The organism is Amycolatopsis sp. NPDC004625, from assembly GCF_040609695.1.
Classification (GTDB): Bacteria; Actinomycetota; Actinomycetes; order Mycobacteriales; family Pseudonocardiaceae; genus Amycolatopsis.
In genome coordinates this window covers 20,175-35,298 of record NZ_JBEXKX010000071.1, presented here as the reverse complement: position 1 = coordinate 35,298, position 15,124 = coordinate 20,175, and the positions used below count along the sequence as shown (strand labels likewise).

14 protein-coding genes and 1 rRNA gene are annotated in these 15,124 nt (G+C 73.9%); 8 read left to right on the top strand and 7 right to left on the bottom strand.

The annotated features are described in order from the left end of the window. Positions 1-94: ribosomal RNA gene (gene rrf / locus ABZW17_RS42805) — 5S ribosomal RNA — on the top strand; the annotation flags it as partial. Between the two features lie 58 nt (positions 95-152). On the opposite strand, the gene cobF is transcribed toward rrf, so the two are convergent. Continuing rightward, positions 153-917: a precorrin-6A synthase (deacetylating) gene (gene cobF / locus ABZW17_RS42800; RefSeq protein WP_354827469.1), complete on the bottom strand. Its 765-nt coding sequence runs from the start codon at positions 915-917 to the stop codon at positions 153-155. A 78-nt stretch (positions 918-995) separates the two neighbouring features. Here cobF and ABZW17_RS42795 point away from each other — a divergent pair, with 78 nt between their 5' ends. From ABZW17_RS42795 to ABZW17_RS42785, 3 genes are read left to right on the top strand one after another with little or no spacing between them, the layout of a single operon-like run. Continuing rightward, on the top strand, positions 996-1,202 hold the full coding sequence (locus ABZW17_RS42795; protein WP_354827467.1) for a heavy-metal-associated domain-containing protein: 207 nt from the start codon (positions 996-998) through the stop codon (positions 1,200-1,202). Next, positions 1,199-3,295: a heavy metal translocating P-type ATPase gene (locus ABZW17_RS42790; RefSeq protein WP_354827464.1), complete on the top strand. Its 2,097-nt coding sequence runs from the start codon at positions 1,199-1,201 to the stop codon at positions 3,293-3,295. The genes ABZW17_RS42795 and ABZW17_RS42790 overlap by 4 nt, the downstream gene beginning before the upstream one ends. Positions 3,296-3,351: 56 nt before the next feature. Beyond that, positions 3,352-3,633, top strand: coding sequence for a metal-sensitive transcriptional regulator (locus tag ABZW17_RS42785; RefSeq protein ID WP_354827461.1), 282 nt, complete (start codon positions 3,352-3,354; stop codon positions 3,631-3,633). A 12-nt stretch (positions 3,634-3,645) separates the two neighbouring features. Here ABZW17_RS42785 and ABZW17_RS42780 read toward each other — a convergent pair whose 3' ends face one another. The 3 genes from ABZW17_RS42780 to ABZW17_RS42770 form a co-directional block, all read right to left on the bottom strand. Beyond that, positions 3,646-4,356 (bottom strand): CPBP family intramembrane glutamic endopeptidase, encoded by a 711-nt coding sequence (locus ABZW17_RS42780; protein ID WP_354827458.1) that lies wholly within the window; start codon positions 4,354-4,356, stop codon positions 3,646-3,648. Continuing rightward, positions 4,353-5,249 carry a M protein gene (locus ABZW17_RS42775; protein WP_354827456.1) on the bottom strand — a complete coding sequence of 299 codons (897 nt, stop codon included), beginning with the start codon at positions 5,247-5,249 and terminating at the stop codon, positions 4,353-4,355. Before ABZW17_RS42775 ends, ABZW17_RS42780 begins: the two co-directional genes overlap by 4 nt. A 120-nt stretch (positions 5,250-5,369) precedes the next feature. Further along, positions 5,370-6,089 (bottom strand): MgtC/SapB family protein, encoded by a 720-nt coding sequence (locus ABZW17_RS42770; RefSeq protein WP_051767965.1) that lies wholly within the window; start codon positions 6,087-6,089, stop codon positions 5,370-5,372. A 110-nt stretch (positions 6,090-6,199) separates the two neighbouring features. Here ABZW17_RS42770 and ABZW17_RS42765 point away from each other — a divergent pair, with 110 nt between their 5' ends. Next, positions 6,200-6,877, top strand: coding sequence for a maleylpyruvate isomerase family mycothiol-dependent enzyme (locus ABZW17_RS42765; RefSeq protein ID WP_354827453.1), 678 nt, complete (start codon positions 6,200-6,202; stop codon positions 6,875-6,877). A 116-nt stretch (positions 6,878-6,993) separates the two neighbouring features. On the opposite strand, the gene ABZW17_RS42760 is transcribed toward ABZW17_RS42765, so the two are convergent. The 3 genes from ABZW17_RS42760 to ABZW17_RS42750 all read right to left on the bottom strand — a co-directional run bounded on the left by ABZW17_RS42760 (position 6,994) and on the right by ABZW17_RS42750 (position 9,749). Further along, the gene (locus tag ABZW17_RS42760; RefSeq protein WP_354827450.1) at positions 6,994-8,319 is read right to left on the bottom strand and encodes a copper resistance protein CopC; all 1,326 of its coding nucleotides are present in this window, start codon (positions 8,317-8,319) and stop codon (positions 6,994-6,996) included. Beyond that, positions 8,316-8,891 carry a hypothetical protein gene (locus tag ABZW17_RS42755; RefSeq protein ID WP_354827447.1) on the bottom strand — a complete coding sequence of 192 codons (576 nt, stop codon included), beginning with the start codon at positions 8,889-8,891 and terminating at the stop codon, positions 8,316-8,318. The genes ABZW17_RS42760 and ABZW17_RS42755 overlap by 4 nt, the downstream gene beginning before the upstream one ends. Before the next feature lie 162 nt (positions 8,892-9,053). Then, positions 9,054-9,749 carry a winged helix-turn-helix transcriptional regulator gene (locus tag ABZW17_RS42750; RefSeq protein WP_354827445.1) on the bottom strand — a complete coding sequence of 232 codons (696 nt, stop codon included), beginning with the start codon at positions 9,747-9,749 and terminating at the stop codon, positions 9,054-9,056. A gap of 289 nt (positions 9,750-10,038) precedes the next feature. Here ABZW17_RS42750 and ABZW17_RS42745 point away from each other — a divergent pair, with 289 nt between their 5' ends. The 3 genes from ABZW17_RS42745 (at position 10,039) to ABZW17_RS42735 (ending at position 15,097) form a co-directional block, all read left to right on the top strand. Then, positions 10,039-12,357 carry a TOMM precursor leader peptide-binding protein gene (locus tag ABZW17_RS42745; RefSeq protein WP_354827442.1) on the top strand — a complete coding sequence of 773 codons (2,319 nt, stop codon included), beginning with the start codon at positions 10,039-10,041 and terminating at the stop codon, positions 12,355-12,357. Positions 12,358-12,403: 46 nt separating this feature from the next. Continuing rightward, on the top strand, positions 12,404-13,849 hold the full coding sequence (locus tag ABZW17_RS42740; RefSeq protein ID WP_354827439.1) for a SagB/ThcOx family dehydrogenase: 1,446 nt from the start codon (positions 12,404-12,406) through the stop codon (positions 13,847-13,849). A 135-nt stretch (positions 13,850-13,984) separates the two neighbouring features. Next, positions 13,985-15,097, top strand: coding sequence for a histidine kinase (locus ABZW17_RS42735; RefSeq protein WP_354827436.1), 1,113 nt, complete (start codon positions 13,985-13,987; stop codon positions 15,095-15,097). Positions 15,098-15,124 lie beyond the last annotated feature (27 nt).

The window sequence follows — 15,124 nt, the reverse complement described above, 5'->3', positions numbered from 1 at the left end:
AACGCCCGGTCCCATTCCGAACCCGGAAGCTAAGCCTGACAGCGCCGATGGTACTGCAACCGAAGGGTTGTGGGAGAGTAGGACACCGCCGAACTCAACATAAGGAAAAGGCCCCGGTCGAGAACCCGAAACGGTTCTCCCGGGGCCTTTTCTCATGTCTGGGCCGGCCGGCGCAGCAGGCACGTGTCCATGATCCAGCCGTGCCGTTCCCGGGCCTCCGCCCGCACGCGCCGGATCTCCTCGGCCAGCGCCGGCGTGAGCGGGCCCGAACGCAGGATCTCGTGCGGCGTGCCCACGTAGGCGCCCCAGAAGATGTGCAGCCCCTCGTCGACGTAGCGGTCGAACGTCGTGTGGGCGTCGAGCAGCACGAACACGTCGTCCACCCCCGCCGGCCAGCCCGAGGCCAGCCGGCGGCCCGTGGTCAGCTGGACCGCCCGGCCGATCTGGTTCATCGTCGTCCGGTGGCGGGCCACCAGGGCCGAGATGCTGCTGATCCCCGGCACCACCTCGTACTCGAACGCCACGTTCCCCCGCGCCAGCACCGCCTCGATCAACGCGATCGTGCTGTCGTACAGCGACGGGTCACCCCACACCAGGAACGCGCCCACCCCGTCCTCGGGCAGCGACGAAAGGATCAGCGACTCGTACACCGCCGCCCGGGCCGAATGCCAGTCCGCCACCGCCGCCCGGTAGTCCGCCGGGGTGCGGTCGCGGGGCGGGTCCGAAGCCAGCACCACGCGGTATTCGCGCGTCACGTACCGGTCCAGGATCTCCTGCCGCAGCCGCACCAGGTCGGCCTTCTCGGCGCCCTTGTCGAGGACGAAGAACGCGTCGACGCGGTTGAGGCGGTCGATCGCCTGGACGGTCAGGTGCTCGGGGTCGCCGGCGCCGATGCCGATCGCGTAGATCTTCCGCATGCCGCGAGTCTGGCGGGCCCCGATGGAGAACCCCTACCCCCGATGGGTATAAAGGAAGGGAGACGAAAGGAGCCGGAAATGGCCGAAACGACCTACACCGTCGAGGGCATGACCTGCGGGCACTGCGCCACCTCGGTCCGCGAGGAGGTCTCCGAGCTCGAGGGTGTCCGGCAGGTGGACGTCGACGTCGAGAGCGGGCGCGTGACCGTGACCAGCGACACCCCGCTCATCACCGACGCGGTCGCCGCGGCCGTCACCGAGGCCGGCTACCGCCTGGTCGCGTGAGCCCGGCCGACGTGACCACCGCGACCCGGGTCGAGCTCGCCATCGGCGGGATGACCTGCGCGTCCTGCGCCGCCCGCGTCGAGCGGAAGCTCAACAAGGTCGACGGCGTCACCGCGACGGTCAACTACGCCACCGAGAAAGCGCAGGTCAGCTACCCGGACCGGCTTTCGGTCGACGACTTGAAGGCCGTCGTCGAAGCCGCCGGTTACTCCGCGCGGCTTCCCGAGCCCGAGGCACCGGACGAGACGGCGACGCTGCGCAAACGTTTGCTGCTTTCGGCGGGGCTCACCGTTCCGCTGGTCGTCCTGGCGATGGTCCCGGCCTGGCAGTTCGCCGCCTGGCCGTGGGTCTCGCTCGCCCTCGCCGCCCCGGTCGTCACCTGGGGCGCGTGGCCGTTCCACCGCGCCGCCGCCGTCAACCTGCGGCACGCCACCGCCACGATGGACACGCTGATCTCGCTCGGCGTCGTCGCTTCCGTGGCCTGGTCGCTGTCCGCGCTCGTCTTCGGCGCCGGCCACCACCACCTGTACTTCGAGGTGGCCGCCGCGGTCACCACGTTCATCCTGGCCGGCCGCTACTTCGAGACGCGGTCGAAGCGCCGCGCCGGCGCCGCCCTGCGCGCGCTCATGGACCTCGGCGCGAAGGACGTCACCGTCCTGCGCGACGGCGAAGAACACCGGCTCGCGGTCGAAGACCTGCAGGTCGGCGCCGTCTTCGTGGCCCGGCCCGGCGAGAAGATCGCCACCGACGGCGTGGTGGCCGAGGGTGGCTCCGCGGTCGACACCAGCATGCTCACCGGCGAATCCGTGCCGGTCGAGGTCGGGCCCGGCGACGCGGTCACCGGCGCGACCGTCAACGTCGGCGGGCGGCTGCTCGTGCGCGCCACCCGTGTCGGCGCCGACACCCGGCTGGCGCAGATGGCACGGCTCGTCGAAGCGGCGCAGAACGGCAAGGCCCAGGTCCAGCGGCTAGCCGACCGGGTGTCCGCGGTGTTCGTGCCGGCGGTGGTGCTCCTGGCGCTGGCCACGCTGGCCGGCTGGCTGGCGACCGGCGGCACGGCGGACGAGGCGTTCACCGCGGCCGTCGCCGTGCTGATCATCGCCTGCCCGTGCGCGCTCGGCCTCGCGACCCCGACGGCGCTGCTGGTCGGCACCGGCCGCGGCGCCCAGCTGGGCATCCTCATCAAGGGCCCCGAGGTGCTCGAGTCCACCCGCCGGGCCGACACCGTGGTCCTCGACAAGACCGGCACCGTCACCACCGGCCGGATGGCGCTCGTCGAGGGCGACGGCGAGGTGCTGCGGCTCGCGGGCGCCGTCGAGGCCGCGTCCGAGCACCCGATCGCCCGCGCCGTCGCGGACGCGGCGCGGGCGCGGTTCGGTGCGCTGCCCGCCGTGACGGAGTTCCGCAGCACCGCGGGCCTCGGCGTGACGGGCGTGGTGGAAGGGCACGAGGTCACGGTCGGGCGGGCGGCGTTCGCCGGCGGCGAGCTCGCCGAGGCCGACGGCGTCACCGCGGTCAGCGTGGCCTGGGACGGTGCGGTTCGCGGGCGGCTGGTCGTCGCCGACACGATCAAGCCGACATCGGCGCGGGCGGTCGCCGAGCTGCGCGCGCTCGGCCTGACGCCGGTGCTGCTGACCGGCGACAACGCCGGCGCGGCGCGGGCGATCGCGGCCGAAGCGGGGATCGACGAGGTCGTCGCGGAGGTGCTGCCGGAGGGGAAGGTCGCCGTCGTGCGGCGGCTGCAGGCCGAGGGGCGCGTGGTGGCGATGGTCGGCGACGGCGTCAACGACGCGGCCGCGCTCGCCCAGGCCGACCTGGGCCTGGCCATGGGCACCGGCACCGACGCGGCGATCGAGGCGAGCGACCTGACCCTGGTCCGCGGCGACCTGCGCGCGGCGGCCGACGCGATCCGGCTCGCCCGGCGGACCCTGTCGACGATCAAGGGGAACCTGTTCTGGGCGTTCGCCTACAACGTGGCGGCGCTGCCGCTGGCCGCGCTGGGGCTGCTCGACCCGATGATCGCGGGCGCGGCCATGGCGTGCTCGTCGGCGTTCGTGGTCAGCAACAGCCTCCGCCTGCGCCGCTTCCGCTGACACCCCGGGAGGGTATAGTCGCAGGCAGGGATGCCGAGGACGGGGAGTGGCGGGCGATGACGGGTTACGGTGGCGAGCGGGACGCCTATCTCAAGCGGCTGCGCCGGATCGAGGGCCAGATCCGCGGGTTGCAGCGCATGGTCGAGCAGGACAAGTACTGCATCGACATCCTGACCCAGGTCTCGGCGGCGACGAAGGCGTTGCAGTCGTTCTCGCTGGAGCTGCTGGACGAGCACCTGGCCACGTGCGTGGTCCAGGCGGCGGCCGCCGGGGGCGAGGAAGCGGATCTGAAGGTGCGGGAGGCATCGGACGCGATCGCGCGGCTGGTGCGCTCGTAGGTTCGGGCGGGCTCAGCGGACCAGCACCGCCAGCGTCAGGCCGCCTGCGTTGGTGGTGAAGTGCACGATCACCGACGCCAGCACACCTCGGCCCGTGTGCCGCCACCAGTGCAGAAAGATCCCCGCCGCGCCCGCTGCCGCCATCGCCAGTACCTGCAGCACCACCGTCGGCGTTGCCCCGAACACGGCGTGGACCGCCGCGTTCCTGCCGATCGCCAGTGCCGGGAGCGCGTGCCACAACCCGAACAACGCCGCGGCCGCCAGGATCGGGCGCCAGCGCCACTGCTCGTCCGCCGCCCCGAACAGGGCCGGGAGGACGCCGCGGAACGCCACCTCCTCGATCAGGACCGTCCCGAACAGGATGCGGCCGCACGTCAGCCACAGGAGCTGGCCGACGTCCGGGTCGCCCACCCGGCCATCCTGGTACACCGTGCGCAGCGCCGGCACCGCCAGCGCAACGCCGAACACCGCTGCCACCAGCCCCGCTCCGGCCAGGCCGACCAGCCCCGGACGGCGGACCGTGGCCAGGCCCATGGCACGCCACGAACACCCGGCGGCGCGGGCCAGCGCCACCAGCACCGCCGCCGCCACCAGGCCGCACAGCGGGTACGCCCAGCCCGGCAGCACCCGGTTCGCCAACGTCGTCGACGCCGCCAGTGTCACCACCGCCGCGGCCACGGCCGGCCCGCGCCGGAGCCGCCGGACCGCCGGGGCGTGCGTCAACCGACCGCCAGGTCGTCCGCCGGCGACCGGCGCTGGACCGGCACTCTCTTCGACATCGGCAACGTCGCTTCCGGGTCGAACGGGGCCGGGTGCTCGTCGAGGGCGATCGCCGCGTCGGCCAGCAGGGTGCGGCAGCCGATCAGGCTCGCCTGGAGCTTGTCGCGGACCTCGGACAGGGCCGCGACCTCGCGTTCGGCCGCCTCGACCAGCGTTTCGCCGTGGCGGGTCGCTTCGGTGACGACCTGCGCCGCTTTCTCGCGCGCCGCGGCGAGCTCGCCTTCGGCCGTCTTGACCAGCTGATCCGCCTTCGCCCGGGCGGCCGCGGCCTGCTCGGCCAGCTCGCGCATCGCTTCGGCGCGGCGGACCGTCATCGCGCGCGTGTGGTCCTCTTCCAGCTGGGCCCGGCGGTGCGCCGCGGCCTCGTCGAGCTCGCGGCGGCGCCGCTCGGCTGCGCGGACGAACTCCTCGTGCTCGGCGCGCTGCCGCGCCTGCTCGGCCTCGGCTTCCGCGACGAGCCGGCGCTCCTTCTCGGTGAGCCGGACGGCCTCCGCCTCGGCCTCGCTGCGGATGCGCTCCGCCGTTTCCGTTGCCTGCGCGGTGATTTCCGCCGCTTCCTCGCGGGTCAGCTCGATCATCCGGCGAGCGCGCTCCTGCAGCGCGTCCGCCGGGATCGGCGTCATGCTGATCCGGTCGATCTTGACGCGGAGCTCACGGTTCTCCTCGGCGAGCGCTTCGCCGCGCCGGCTCGCCGCGTCGCGTTCGGCGGTGAGTCTGCGGATCTCGGCCTCGGCCCACTCGACGTACCCGGTGACCTGTGCGCGGTGGAAACCGCGCCACGCCAGGTCGAATCCGGGCTGCGCGAGCGCCACGTCTTCGCCACCGCCGGGGGCCATGCCTCACCTCCGAATTGGATGATTTCTCCCCGGCCGCGAGTTTCCGTTGCGGCGCCGGGGAATTCCGTGTGCACCCCAGTGTGCCGCAAACTCCCCGCCGCGCGCTGCCCGGGCGGGCGATCATTCGTCGAACGGTTCCCCGCGGCCGGTGGACGTGCTCCGCACGCCCGGCAGTTCGGCCAGTTCCCCGGCCAGGTCGTAAAGATCACCACGCCCGTCGAGGCGCAGCGTGACGACCGCAATCCGGTGTCCCTCTTCGGAAATCGACTCGTGGTCCACGTCGACGCGCTGCACCGACCAGCCGCGTCCGGTGCACGCGGTCAGCGCCGCGCGCAGCACGCCGCGGCCGTCGAGGTAGCTCAACCGGATCACCGGGGGTTCACGCCGGTGGCGCGCGACGAACCGCTGCAGCGGCGGGAGACCGCGGGTCACCACGAAGTGCCCGGCGGTCGTGCCGGCGGCGAGCACCGGCAGCCCGGCGCCGCACGCGGTGCCGACGGCCGCGGTGAGCCAGATGGTCGCCGCGGTGGTGAGGCCGCGCACGGCGTCGCGGCGGACGAAGATCAGGCCGCCCCCGACGAAGCCGATCCCGGACACGATCTGCGCGGCGATCCGGGACGGGTCGAGCGAGACGTGGTCGAGGCCGAGCAGGTCGGCGAAGCCGTACTTCGACACGAGCATGAACACGGCGGAGCCGACGCCGACCAGGGCGTGCGTGCGCAGCCCGGCGGCCTTCATGCCGGCTTCGCGTTCGAGCCCGATGGCGACGCTCAGCACCAGCGCGAGCAGCACCGGTGGCAGCAGCTCCCACTGCGCCGACGTGGACCACAGGGTGGGCAACAGACCTCCTGGAACGGATCGGGTGGCGGCACGCGAGGAGAACTGCCGACGCCGTCACCAGGGCATACTGAGCCCCCAGCGCCGATCGTGCCAGGGTGAGGTGGGAACGAGTGACAGCGACCCGGCCGGTCCCGGCACCGGACTTCGTGGGCTACCCGGCCGTCCGGCGCGGCATCCGCGCGCTGCTCGAGGCCCGGCCCGGCAGCGGCCACCGCCCGGTGCCGGCGTGTCCGGAGTGGACCGTCACCGACCTGCTCGGCCACCTGACCGCCATCGCCGAACGCGTGCTCACCCGCCACGGCGGCACGCCGCCACCTCCGCCGTCCGGGCCGCTCGGCGTCCCGGCCCTGCTCGACCGGTGGGACGAGGTGGGCGCGGAGGTCGACCGGCGGCTCGCGGCCGCGGGCGGGAACCGCGGCGAGATCATGGTGATGGACGCCTACACCCACGAGCTGGACCTGCGCGCGGCCCTCGGCGTGCCACCGCCGGCGGCGCACGAGGCCTGGGCGCCGAGCTTCGAGCTGCTGGTCCGCGGGTTTTCGGGCTCGCTCGCCGGACGCGGTCTCCGGCCGCTGCGCCTGCGCACGACGGGCGGCTCGACCTGGACGGCGGGCACGGGCCGCCCGACGGCATCGCTGACGGCTTCGGCCTACGACCTGTACCGCGCGCTGGCCGGGAGGCGGTCGCTCGGGCAACTGGCCGAGCTGGAGTGGAGCGAGGCGCCGGAGCCGTGGTTGCCGGCGTTCACCTGGGGGCCGTTCACGCTGCCGGCGGTACCGGGGGTGTGACGCTCGGCGGGCGACCGCCGTGTTCGCGCAGGTCGCGGTGCCGGTGCGCCGCTTGGCGGGCCCCGGCGAGCGCTCGCCGGGGCCGGGTCGTGGAGGCATCGGGCCGAGGCCTCCAGCTAGCCGCCCGGTGGAGTCACCGTCAGCAGGGCCGCCAAGGCCAGGACCACCGCGCTGAGCAGCACCTCCACCACCACCGCCCGGCGCAGGCGGGTGATGCTCGCCGTCTTCGTCGTTCCGCCGCCCCCCGCTCCCGTCAGGCTCTCGTGCACCGCTCGGCGCGATCGGCTCGCCACCGCCAGCAGCGCCGCGAAACCGGCCGCCTTCAGCAGCACCAGCAGGCCGAAGCCGGTGGTCCAGAGCGTCGACAACGACGGCATGATGCGCAGGGCCAGCACGGCGCCGCTGAGCGCGATGGCTCCCACCGACACCGCCGCCAGGCGGGAGAAGCGCTCCGCCACCGGGGGCAGGTCCTCGCCGCGCGCCGGGCGGTGCAGAGCCAGGGCCAGCTGGGTCAGGCCACCCGCCCACAGGGCGATCGCGCCGAAGTGGACCAGGTCCGCCGTCACCGACACGAACATGATCGGGTCCGTCACCGGGTGGCCGGTGGCCGAGAACGTCAGCAGCACGACGAAGCCGCCCACGATGGCCAGGTTCTCGTAGCGGGACCGCAGGTGGTCCGGGAGGCGGGGCCGCAGCAGGCCGGGCAGCAGCACGGTCAGCGCGCCCACCCCCGCCAGCCGCAGGAGCAGCAGCTTCCCGTAGGCGACGCGCCAGGTGTCCGCGAGCAGCCCCGTGTCGAACACCGCTTCCAGGTTCCGGCCGGCCGCGTACGGGCCCTGCAGCACGAACGTCGCCACCGTGGTCGCCGCGACCAGGCCGGCGCCCCAGTTCAGGAGCCGCCGGGCGCGCGGGTCCGTGCGGGCCGCCGGGCGGCACAGCACCACGAACGCCAGGCCGCCGAGCAGGACCACCCCCAGGTAGGCCAGCCAGCGCACCGCCGTCGACAGCGTGCCGACGACCGGATCGGTGCCGGTGGCCGCCGAGACCGCGCCCGCCGACGTCACCAGCGGGCCGGCGCCGACCACGAAGGCGAAGGTGCCGCGCACCGGGTGGGAGTCGGCCGAGACGAAGGCGTACTCGACCAGGTAACTGCCGTCCGGCAGGCCGGGCTGCAGCCGCACCGCGACCTGCTCGGCGACGTCGCCGGGCTGGAACACCGGGCCGGTGTCCACCTGCCGGCCGCCGAGGTCGACGACCTTGATCGACCCGGGCTGGATCCCGACGTTCTCCGACAGGGTGACCGACACCTCGGGCGGCGCCGCGCTCAGGCGGGCGCCGTCCCCGGGGGCCGACGAGACGATCTCGACGTGCGCCGACGCCGGCGTGGCGCTGAGCAGCAGCCAGCCGGCGAGGAGCGCCAGGAGCGCGAGTACCCGCTTCACGACGCGGCGAGCACGGCCCGCCTGGGCACGCCGCAGGTGCAGCCGGTCTGCTTGCGCTCGGCGGCCGAGGCGCGCCGGTGCAGGACGACCGCGACGATCATCGGGATGGTGACGATCGTGTTGTAGAACAGGTGCAGCTCCACGCGGGGCACCAGCAGCTGGATGATGCTGGTCGGCACCTTCTGCCCGGCCAGCCGCCAGCCGGACTGCGCCTGGATGAACAGCAGCAGGTGCTCGATGTGGTGCCAGAACTGGATGCCCAGCGCGAGGTTCCACCACTGCCGGGACCGGCCCGCGAAGCCGTGGCGCAGGACCCACAGGAAGACCAGCATCACCAGCGCGTAGCCGTAGTGCAGCCACTCCTGCGAAATCAGCCACGGGAACGGCATCCCGAGCACGCCGCGCGCCCGCGAAGTGGGCCAGCCGAGGCCGTAGATCTGGACGGCCTGGACGATGTGCTCCGCCCAGTGCGCGATCACGACGACCATGAAGACGGTCAGCGCGCGGTGGTGGTGGCGGCTGTTGAGCTCGCCGAGGAACCCGCCCGGCCGGGCGACTTCGGACGTCGACATGTGCACCCCAGTGTCTTGCGAATCCGGCATTTCGGTGGTGCGTCGACGATATCGGCCCGCGGGCCGCCGCCGATTACTCCAGAGTGCTGATTCCGGAACGGCAATTGCGGCACCCGGCGGATTGCGCCGGGGCCGCGGGCCGAGGGTTGCGGAACGGTCGGGTCAGTGCAGCGCGAGGCCGGTCGAGCGCTCGGGGGCCGGCGGGATGTGGAACAGCCGGGTGAACACGTCGAGGTGGGCGGGGTCGCCCTCCAGCCGCACCTTGCCGCCGTCGATGGCGTCCTGCGCCGACAGGCTGCCGGTGAGCAGGTCGAACAGCGCCGGGCCCTGCGGCTCGATCACCAGGTCGGCGTCGGGCAGCGCGCCGGCCGACGCCTTGAGCGCGCCGTCGTCCACCATCGCGTGCACGATCATCTCGCCGCCCAGGTGGTGCACCTCGTAGTTCAGGTGGACGCCCGCGGCGGCCTCCTCCTGGAACGTCGCGTACAGCGAGATGATCGCCGTGTCCAGGGTGAACGCGTCGTCCGGCTTCGGGTAGCTCAGCGAGCGCGCGCCCCACAGGCCGAGGTCGAGCACGATCTGGTCGAGCTCGGCACCGTACTCGGTGAGTTCGTAGACGACGCCGGCGTCCAGCTGCGACAGGACGCGGCGGCGGAGGACGCCCGCCTCCTCGAGCTCGTTGAGGCGCGAGGTCAGGATGCTCACCGGGATCCGCGGCAGCGTGCGCTGCAGGTCGTTGAAGCGCTTCGGGCCGAGCATGAGGTCACGCACGACGAGCAGCGACCACCGCTCGCCGACGATCTCGAGTGCCCGGGCGAGGCCGCAGAACTGTCCGTAGGTGCGAGCAGAGGTAGGCATACTCGGGTCCTCACTTGTCTCGGAGTGCCGGCCCGGGAGCGGTCCGATTCGCGCAGGGCCGCGTCTTCGGTTACGGTGCGCCGTGCCGCCACGGGCGTTGCTGTCTACGGTGACGGGTGCCTGCCGCGCGCGGCCAGTGAGCCGTGCACTGCCCCACCATGCGTTTCCCATGTCCAAACGTGGAAAACGCATGTCTTTTCGCGTGCTCGCGGCACTGGCCCGCAGGTCACCAGGTGGAGCAGGATTCTGATTCCCCGTCTCGCCCACCCGACGACCGGCAGGAGAGCGCATGCGCAACGCAGCGGTGGACGCCCGGGTCCCGGCAGGCGACGGCGAGCCCGCGCCCGCGCCGGCCGCCACCCCGGCACCCGCGTTCCGACGGCACCTGCGGGCCGAAGTCCGGGCCGGCAAAGGGGCCTACCTGTTCTCCGAGCAGGGCGTCATCGCGATGCGGGGCGCCAAGATCGAGTCGCTGGCCGCGCTGCTGGACGGCACCCACGACCTGGAACGGCTGCTGCGCGGGCGGCCCGGCGGGATGGCGCCGGAGGAGGTCGCCGCCCTGCTGACCCAGCTGGTCGACGCCGGCCTGGTGACGTTGCGCAGCACACCCGCCGAACCCCGGCCGGGCGACGAGGGCGTGCTGGCCTACTGGGACGCCTGCGGCGTCGACGCCGACCTCGCGGCCGCACAGCAGGGCACCGTGCGGCTGACCGCGGTGGGCGACGACGCCGACGGTGTCGACCCGGGCGCGGTCGAGCGGGCGCTGGCCGGCGCCGGGCTCGGCGTGCTCACCGACAGCGGCCCCGCCGACCTGTCGGTCGTGCTGTGCGCCGACTACCTCGACCCGCGGCTGGCCCGGATCGACGCCGAGCACCGGCGGGCCGGGCGGCCGTGGCTGCTGGCCCGCCCGTGGGGCGCGCACGTGTGGATCGGGCCCGTGCTGCAGCCGGGTGGCGCGTGCTGGCACTGCCTGACCCACCGGCTGTGGGGGCACCGGCACGCCGAGGCGTGCGTGCAGGAGGAACTCGGCCACGACGGCCCGGCGCGCCGTCCGATGGCCGCGCTGCCGCCGTTGACCGCGGCCGCCGCGCACCTCGTCGCGCTGGAGGCGGCCAAGTGGGTGGCCGGGTACCGCTACCAGGGCCAGCAGTGCGTGTGGACGCTCGACACGCTCGACCTGCAGGGGCGGCTGCACGAGCTGCGCCGCCGCCCGCAGTGCCCGCGCTGCGGCGACCCGTGGCAGGTGGCGTGGCGCTCGACCCGCCCGGTCGTGCTGCAGCCGGCGAAGAAGGCGACCACCGGGGGCGGCGGGCACCGCACGGCGACCCCGGCGCAGATGCTCGACCGGCACCGGCACCTGGTCAGCCCGATCACCGGGATCGTCAAGGAGATCCAGCGCGACCCGGCTGCGCCGTGGTTCGCCAACGCCTACCGCTCCGGCCCCAACATCGCCCGCGGTGTCACCGGCATGGCGGCCCTGCGGGCCGGGCTGCGCTGCGAGAACGGCGGCAAGGGCGTCAGCCCGCTCGACGCCGAGGTCAGTGCGCTCTGCGAAGCCGCGGAGCGGTTCTCGGGCAACTTCCAGGGTGACGAGCTGCGGATCCACGGCGCCTACGACGAGCTGGGCGAGCAGGCCGTGCACCCCAACGAGAGCATGCTCTTCGCGGACCGCCAGTACGCCGAGCGCACGCGCTGGAACCCCGAGCACGCGGACTTCCAGCGCGTCGGCGAGCCCTTCGACACCGCGGCCCGGATCGACTGGACGCCGGTGTGGTCGACGGCCGGGCACCGCCGCCTGCTGCCGACGTCGTACCTGTACTACGGCACCCCGCGGGAAAGCGCGGCGCGCGGGGTGCGCGCCGACTCGAACGGTGCCGCGGCGGGCAGCAGCCTGGAGGACGCGATCCTGCAGGGCGCGCTGGAACTCGTCGAGCGGGACGCGGTGGCGCTGTGGTGGTACAACCGCACGCCGGTGCCGGGCGTCGACCTCGCGTCCTTCGCCGACCCGTGGCTGGCGGAGATGTCCGCGAACTACGCGGCCATCGGGCGTGAGCTGTGGGTCCTCGACGTGACCTCGGACCTGGGCATCCCGGTGACCGTCGCGCTGTCGCGGCGGACCGACAGCCCGCACGAGGACATCATGCTCGGCTTCGGCGCCCACCTCGACCCGCGGATCGCGGTGCGCCGCGCGGTGACCGAGCTCAACCAGATGCTGCCCATCGTGCAGGCCGCCGGCGCGGGCCTCGACGACCCGGACGCGCGCCGCTGGCTCGCCCACGCCACCGTGGCGAACCAGCCGTACCTGCGGCCCGCGGCGGGGCAGCGGATGCGGACCGCCGCGGACTTCCCGTTCGTCAACCGGACCGACGTCCGCGACGACGTCGAGGCGCTCGGCCGGGTGTTCGGCCGCGCCGGGCTGGAACTGCTGGTGCTCGACCAGACCCGGCCCGACGTCGGGATCCCGGTGGTCAAGGTGATCGTGCCGGGCCTGCGCCCGTTCTGGGCCCGGTTCGCGCCCGGCCGGCTCTTCGACGTCCCGGTCCGGCTGGGCCGGCTCGACGCGCCGACCCCCTACGAACGGCTCAACCCGTTCCCGATGTTCCTGTGAGGCGCCGTACGGCGGCGTGTTCGTTGTTTCGCTTGAGGAGTTGGCCTTGCCTGCTGACCGCCCGGAAGGGATCCCGGAGACCGTCCGGCTCTGGTCCCTCACCGAAGACACCTTGCTGGAGGCGGGGGACGACGACACCGTCGTCGCGATCACGTGGTGGGGCGAGTACGAACTGGCGGGCATACCCGGGCCGGTCCGCGAGTCGCTGAGCCGGATGGTGCTCGGCCCGGTGTCGATGGGCAACCTGACGTCCTCCGCCGGCGGCGGCGCGAACGCCTGGGCGGGTGCGCTGCGCAAGGTCCTCAACCGGCTGTCGGGCTCGGTCGTGCACTCGCTGGCGCTCAACGACGGCCGCGGGCCCGTCCTGTCGGCGATCCCGGTGACCCCGTCGCCGGTCTTCTCCACCGATCCGGTGCCACCCGGACGGCTGATCAAGCTGTCGCGGTTCTCGGCGATGCGCCCGGACGACGGCGGCCTGCTGCTCGAGTCGCCGCGCGCCCGGTACCGGGTCGCGCTGCTGCGGCCGCTCGCGGTGACCGTGGCCTCGTCGCTGGCCGGCCCGGTCACCGTCGCGCAGGTGGCCGAGTCGACCGGGCTGGCCGAGCCGCTGGTGGCCGACGTCGCGGCGTTCCTGGTGGCCGCGGGCGTGGTGCTGGTGGCCGACGACTGGGCGGCGTTCGCCGAGGACACCGACGCCGAGCTGGCCGTCTGGTCGCCCGACGACCTGATGTTCCACGCCCGCAGCCGGACGTGGCAGAAGGGCAGGCCGCCGGACCTCCAGGCGCACCGGGCGGGCGCCGAACCGCCGGTGGTCAAGCAGATCACCGCCGGCCCGACCTTCCCGCTGCACCGGCCCGACCCGGCGGCGATCGAGGCGACCGACCCGTCGCTGACCACGCTGCTCGAACACGACCACACGTGCCCCGAGGTCACCGAGCGCGCGTTGTCGGCCGAGCAGATCGGCGAGCTGCTGTACCGGGCGGCGCGGGTGCGGTCGATCGGGCCGGCCCACCTGCCCGGCGGCCCCGGCCACGAGGCGTCCCAGCGGCCGTACTTCAGCGTCGCCTGCCTGTACGAGCTCGAGATCTACGTCGGGATCAACCGCTGCGCCGGCCTGGCGCGGGGGATCTACCACTACGACCCGCTCTGGCACACGCTGACGCTGATCAACGACGACATGGGGGTCCTGGACGGCATGCTCGACGTCGCGATGATCGGCGCCGGCAGCCACCGCCGCCCCTCGGTGCTGCTGACGATGACCGCGCGGATGTCGCGGATCGCCTGGGTGCTCGGCAGCGCCGCGTACGCGACGACGCTGGTGCACGTCGGCGCGCTGCAGCAGGTTCTCTACCTCGCGGCGAAGGCGATGGGGCTGACCGCGCACGCGGTGCCGGTCGATGCCGGTGACCGGGTCGATCGGTCGCTGAAGCTGGAGTGGCCGACGGAGGTGAGCGTCGGCGAGTGCGTGCTGGACTTCCCCTTCGCCCGGTGAATCATGATCGGTCCGGGCCGTCCTGCCCTGTTACCTTGGTAGCACTGGGGTGAGCGGGAGGGGGCCGTGGGGCGGCCGGTGCGCATGCGCGGTAAGGGAGTCCGGCGACGGGCCGGCGGTCCGTCGTCCGCTCAGTTGCGGGAGGAACGGCCCGGGGTCCGGGTGCTCGTGTTCGGCGCGCAGCCGGCCGCGGTCGCCGCGATCGCGCTGCTCGCGTTCCTGCCCGTGCTGACCGGCTCGGCGTCCTGGCCGGACCGGCTGGCCGCGGCCGCCTGCGCGGCGGCGCTCGCGGCCGGGCACCTCGTCTGGTTCGCGCACGGCCGGACCGGCCGCCGGATCGTCGTGCTGACCCTGCAGGCCGCGCTGGGGTTCGTGCCGCTGCTGCAGTTAGGCGCCCAGTGGAGCCCGGCGAGCGGGTTCTTCGCCGGTGGGCTGCTGCTGGTGGTCCCGCCGGCCAAGGCGGTGCCCGGTGCGCTGCTGGCGTGCGTCGTGGCCGGGCTCGCCTCGGCGTGGCCCGGGGCGTCGGTGCACGCGGGCGTGGCCGGTGCGGTGGTCGCCGGGGTCGCCGCCCTCACGCTGTTCGGGCTCGGCACGTCCGTGCGGCTGGTGGCCGAGCGGGACGTCGAGGTGCGCGAGCTGAAGCGGCAGGCCATCGCCGAGGAGCGCAAGCGGTTCTCCCGCGACCTCCACGACCTGCTCGGGCTCAGCCTTTCGGCGATCACCCTCAAGGGTGAACTTGTGGACCGCCTGGTGCCCACCCGGCCCGCGCAGGCGAAGGAGGAACTGGCCGAGCTGCTCGTGATGTCGCGGCGCGCGCTGGCCGACGTCCGCACGATCGCCGCGGGCTACCGCGAACTGTCGCTCGAGGAGGAGTGCCGGGCCGCGGCCGACGTGCTGAGCGCCGCCGGGACCCGGGTGACGGTGGCCCGGTCCGGCCTCGACGACCTGCCCCTGCGGGTGGCCACCGCGCTCGGGACGGTGCTGCGCGAAGGCGTCACGAACGTGGTGCGCCACAGCACGGCCAGCTGGTGCGCGCTTTCGGTGAGCACCGAAGCGGGAACGGCCTGGCTGGAGATCGTCAACGACGGCGCGGCCGGTGCGGCCGACGGCGGTGCGGACTCCGGCGCGGGGCTGCGCAACCTCCGTGACCGCATCGGCGCCCTGAACGGCACGCTGACGGCCGAAGCGGGCCCGGACGGCACCCACCGGCTGGTGGTGGCGATCCCGCTGGACCGCGCCACACCGTAGCCAGCGGCGGGCGGTAAGCGTTTTCCC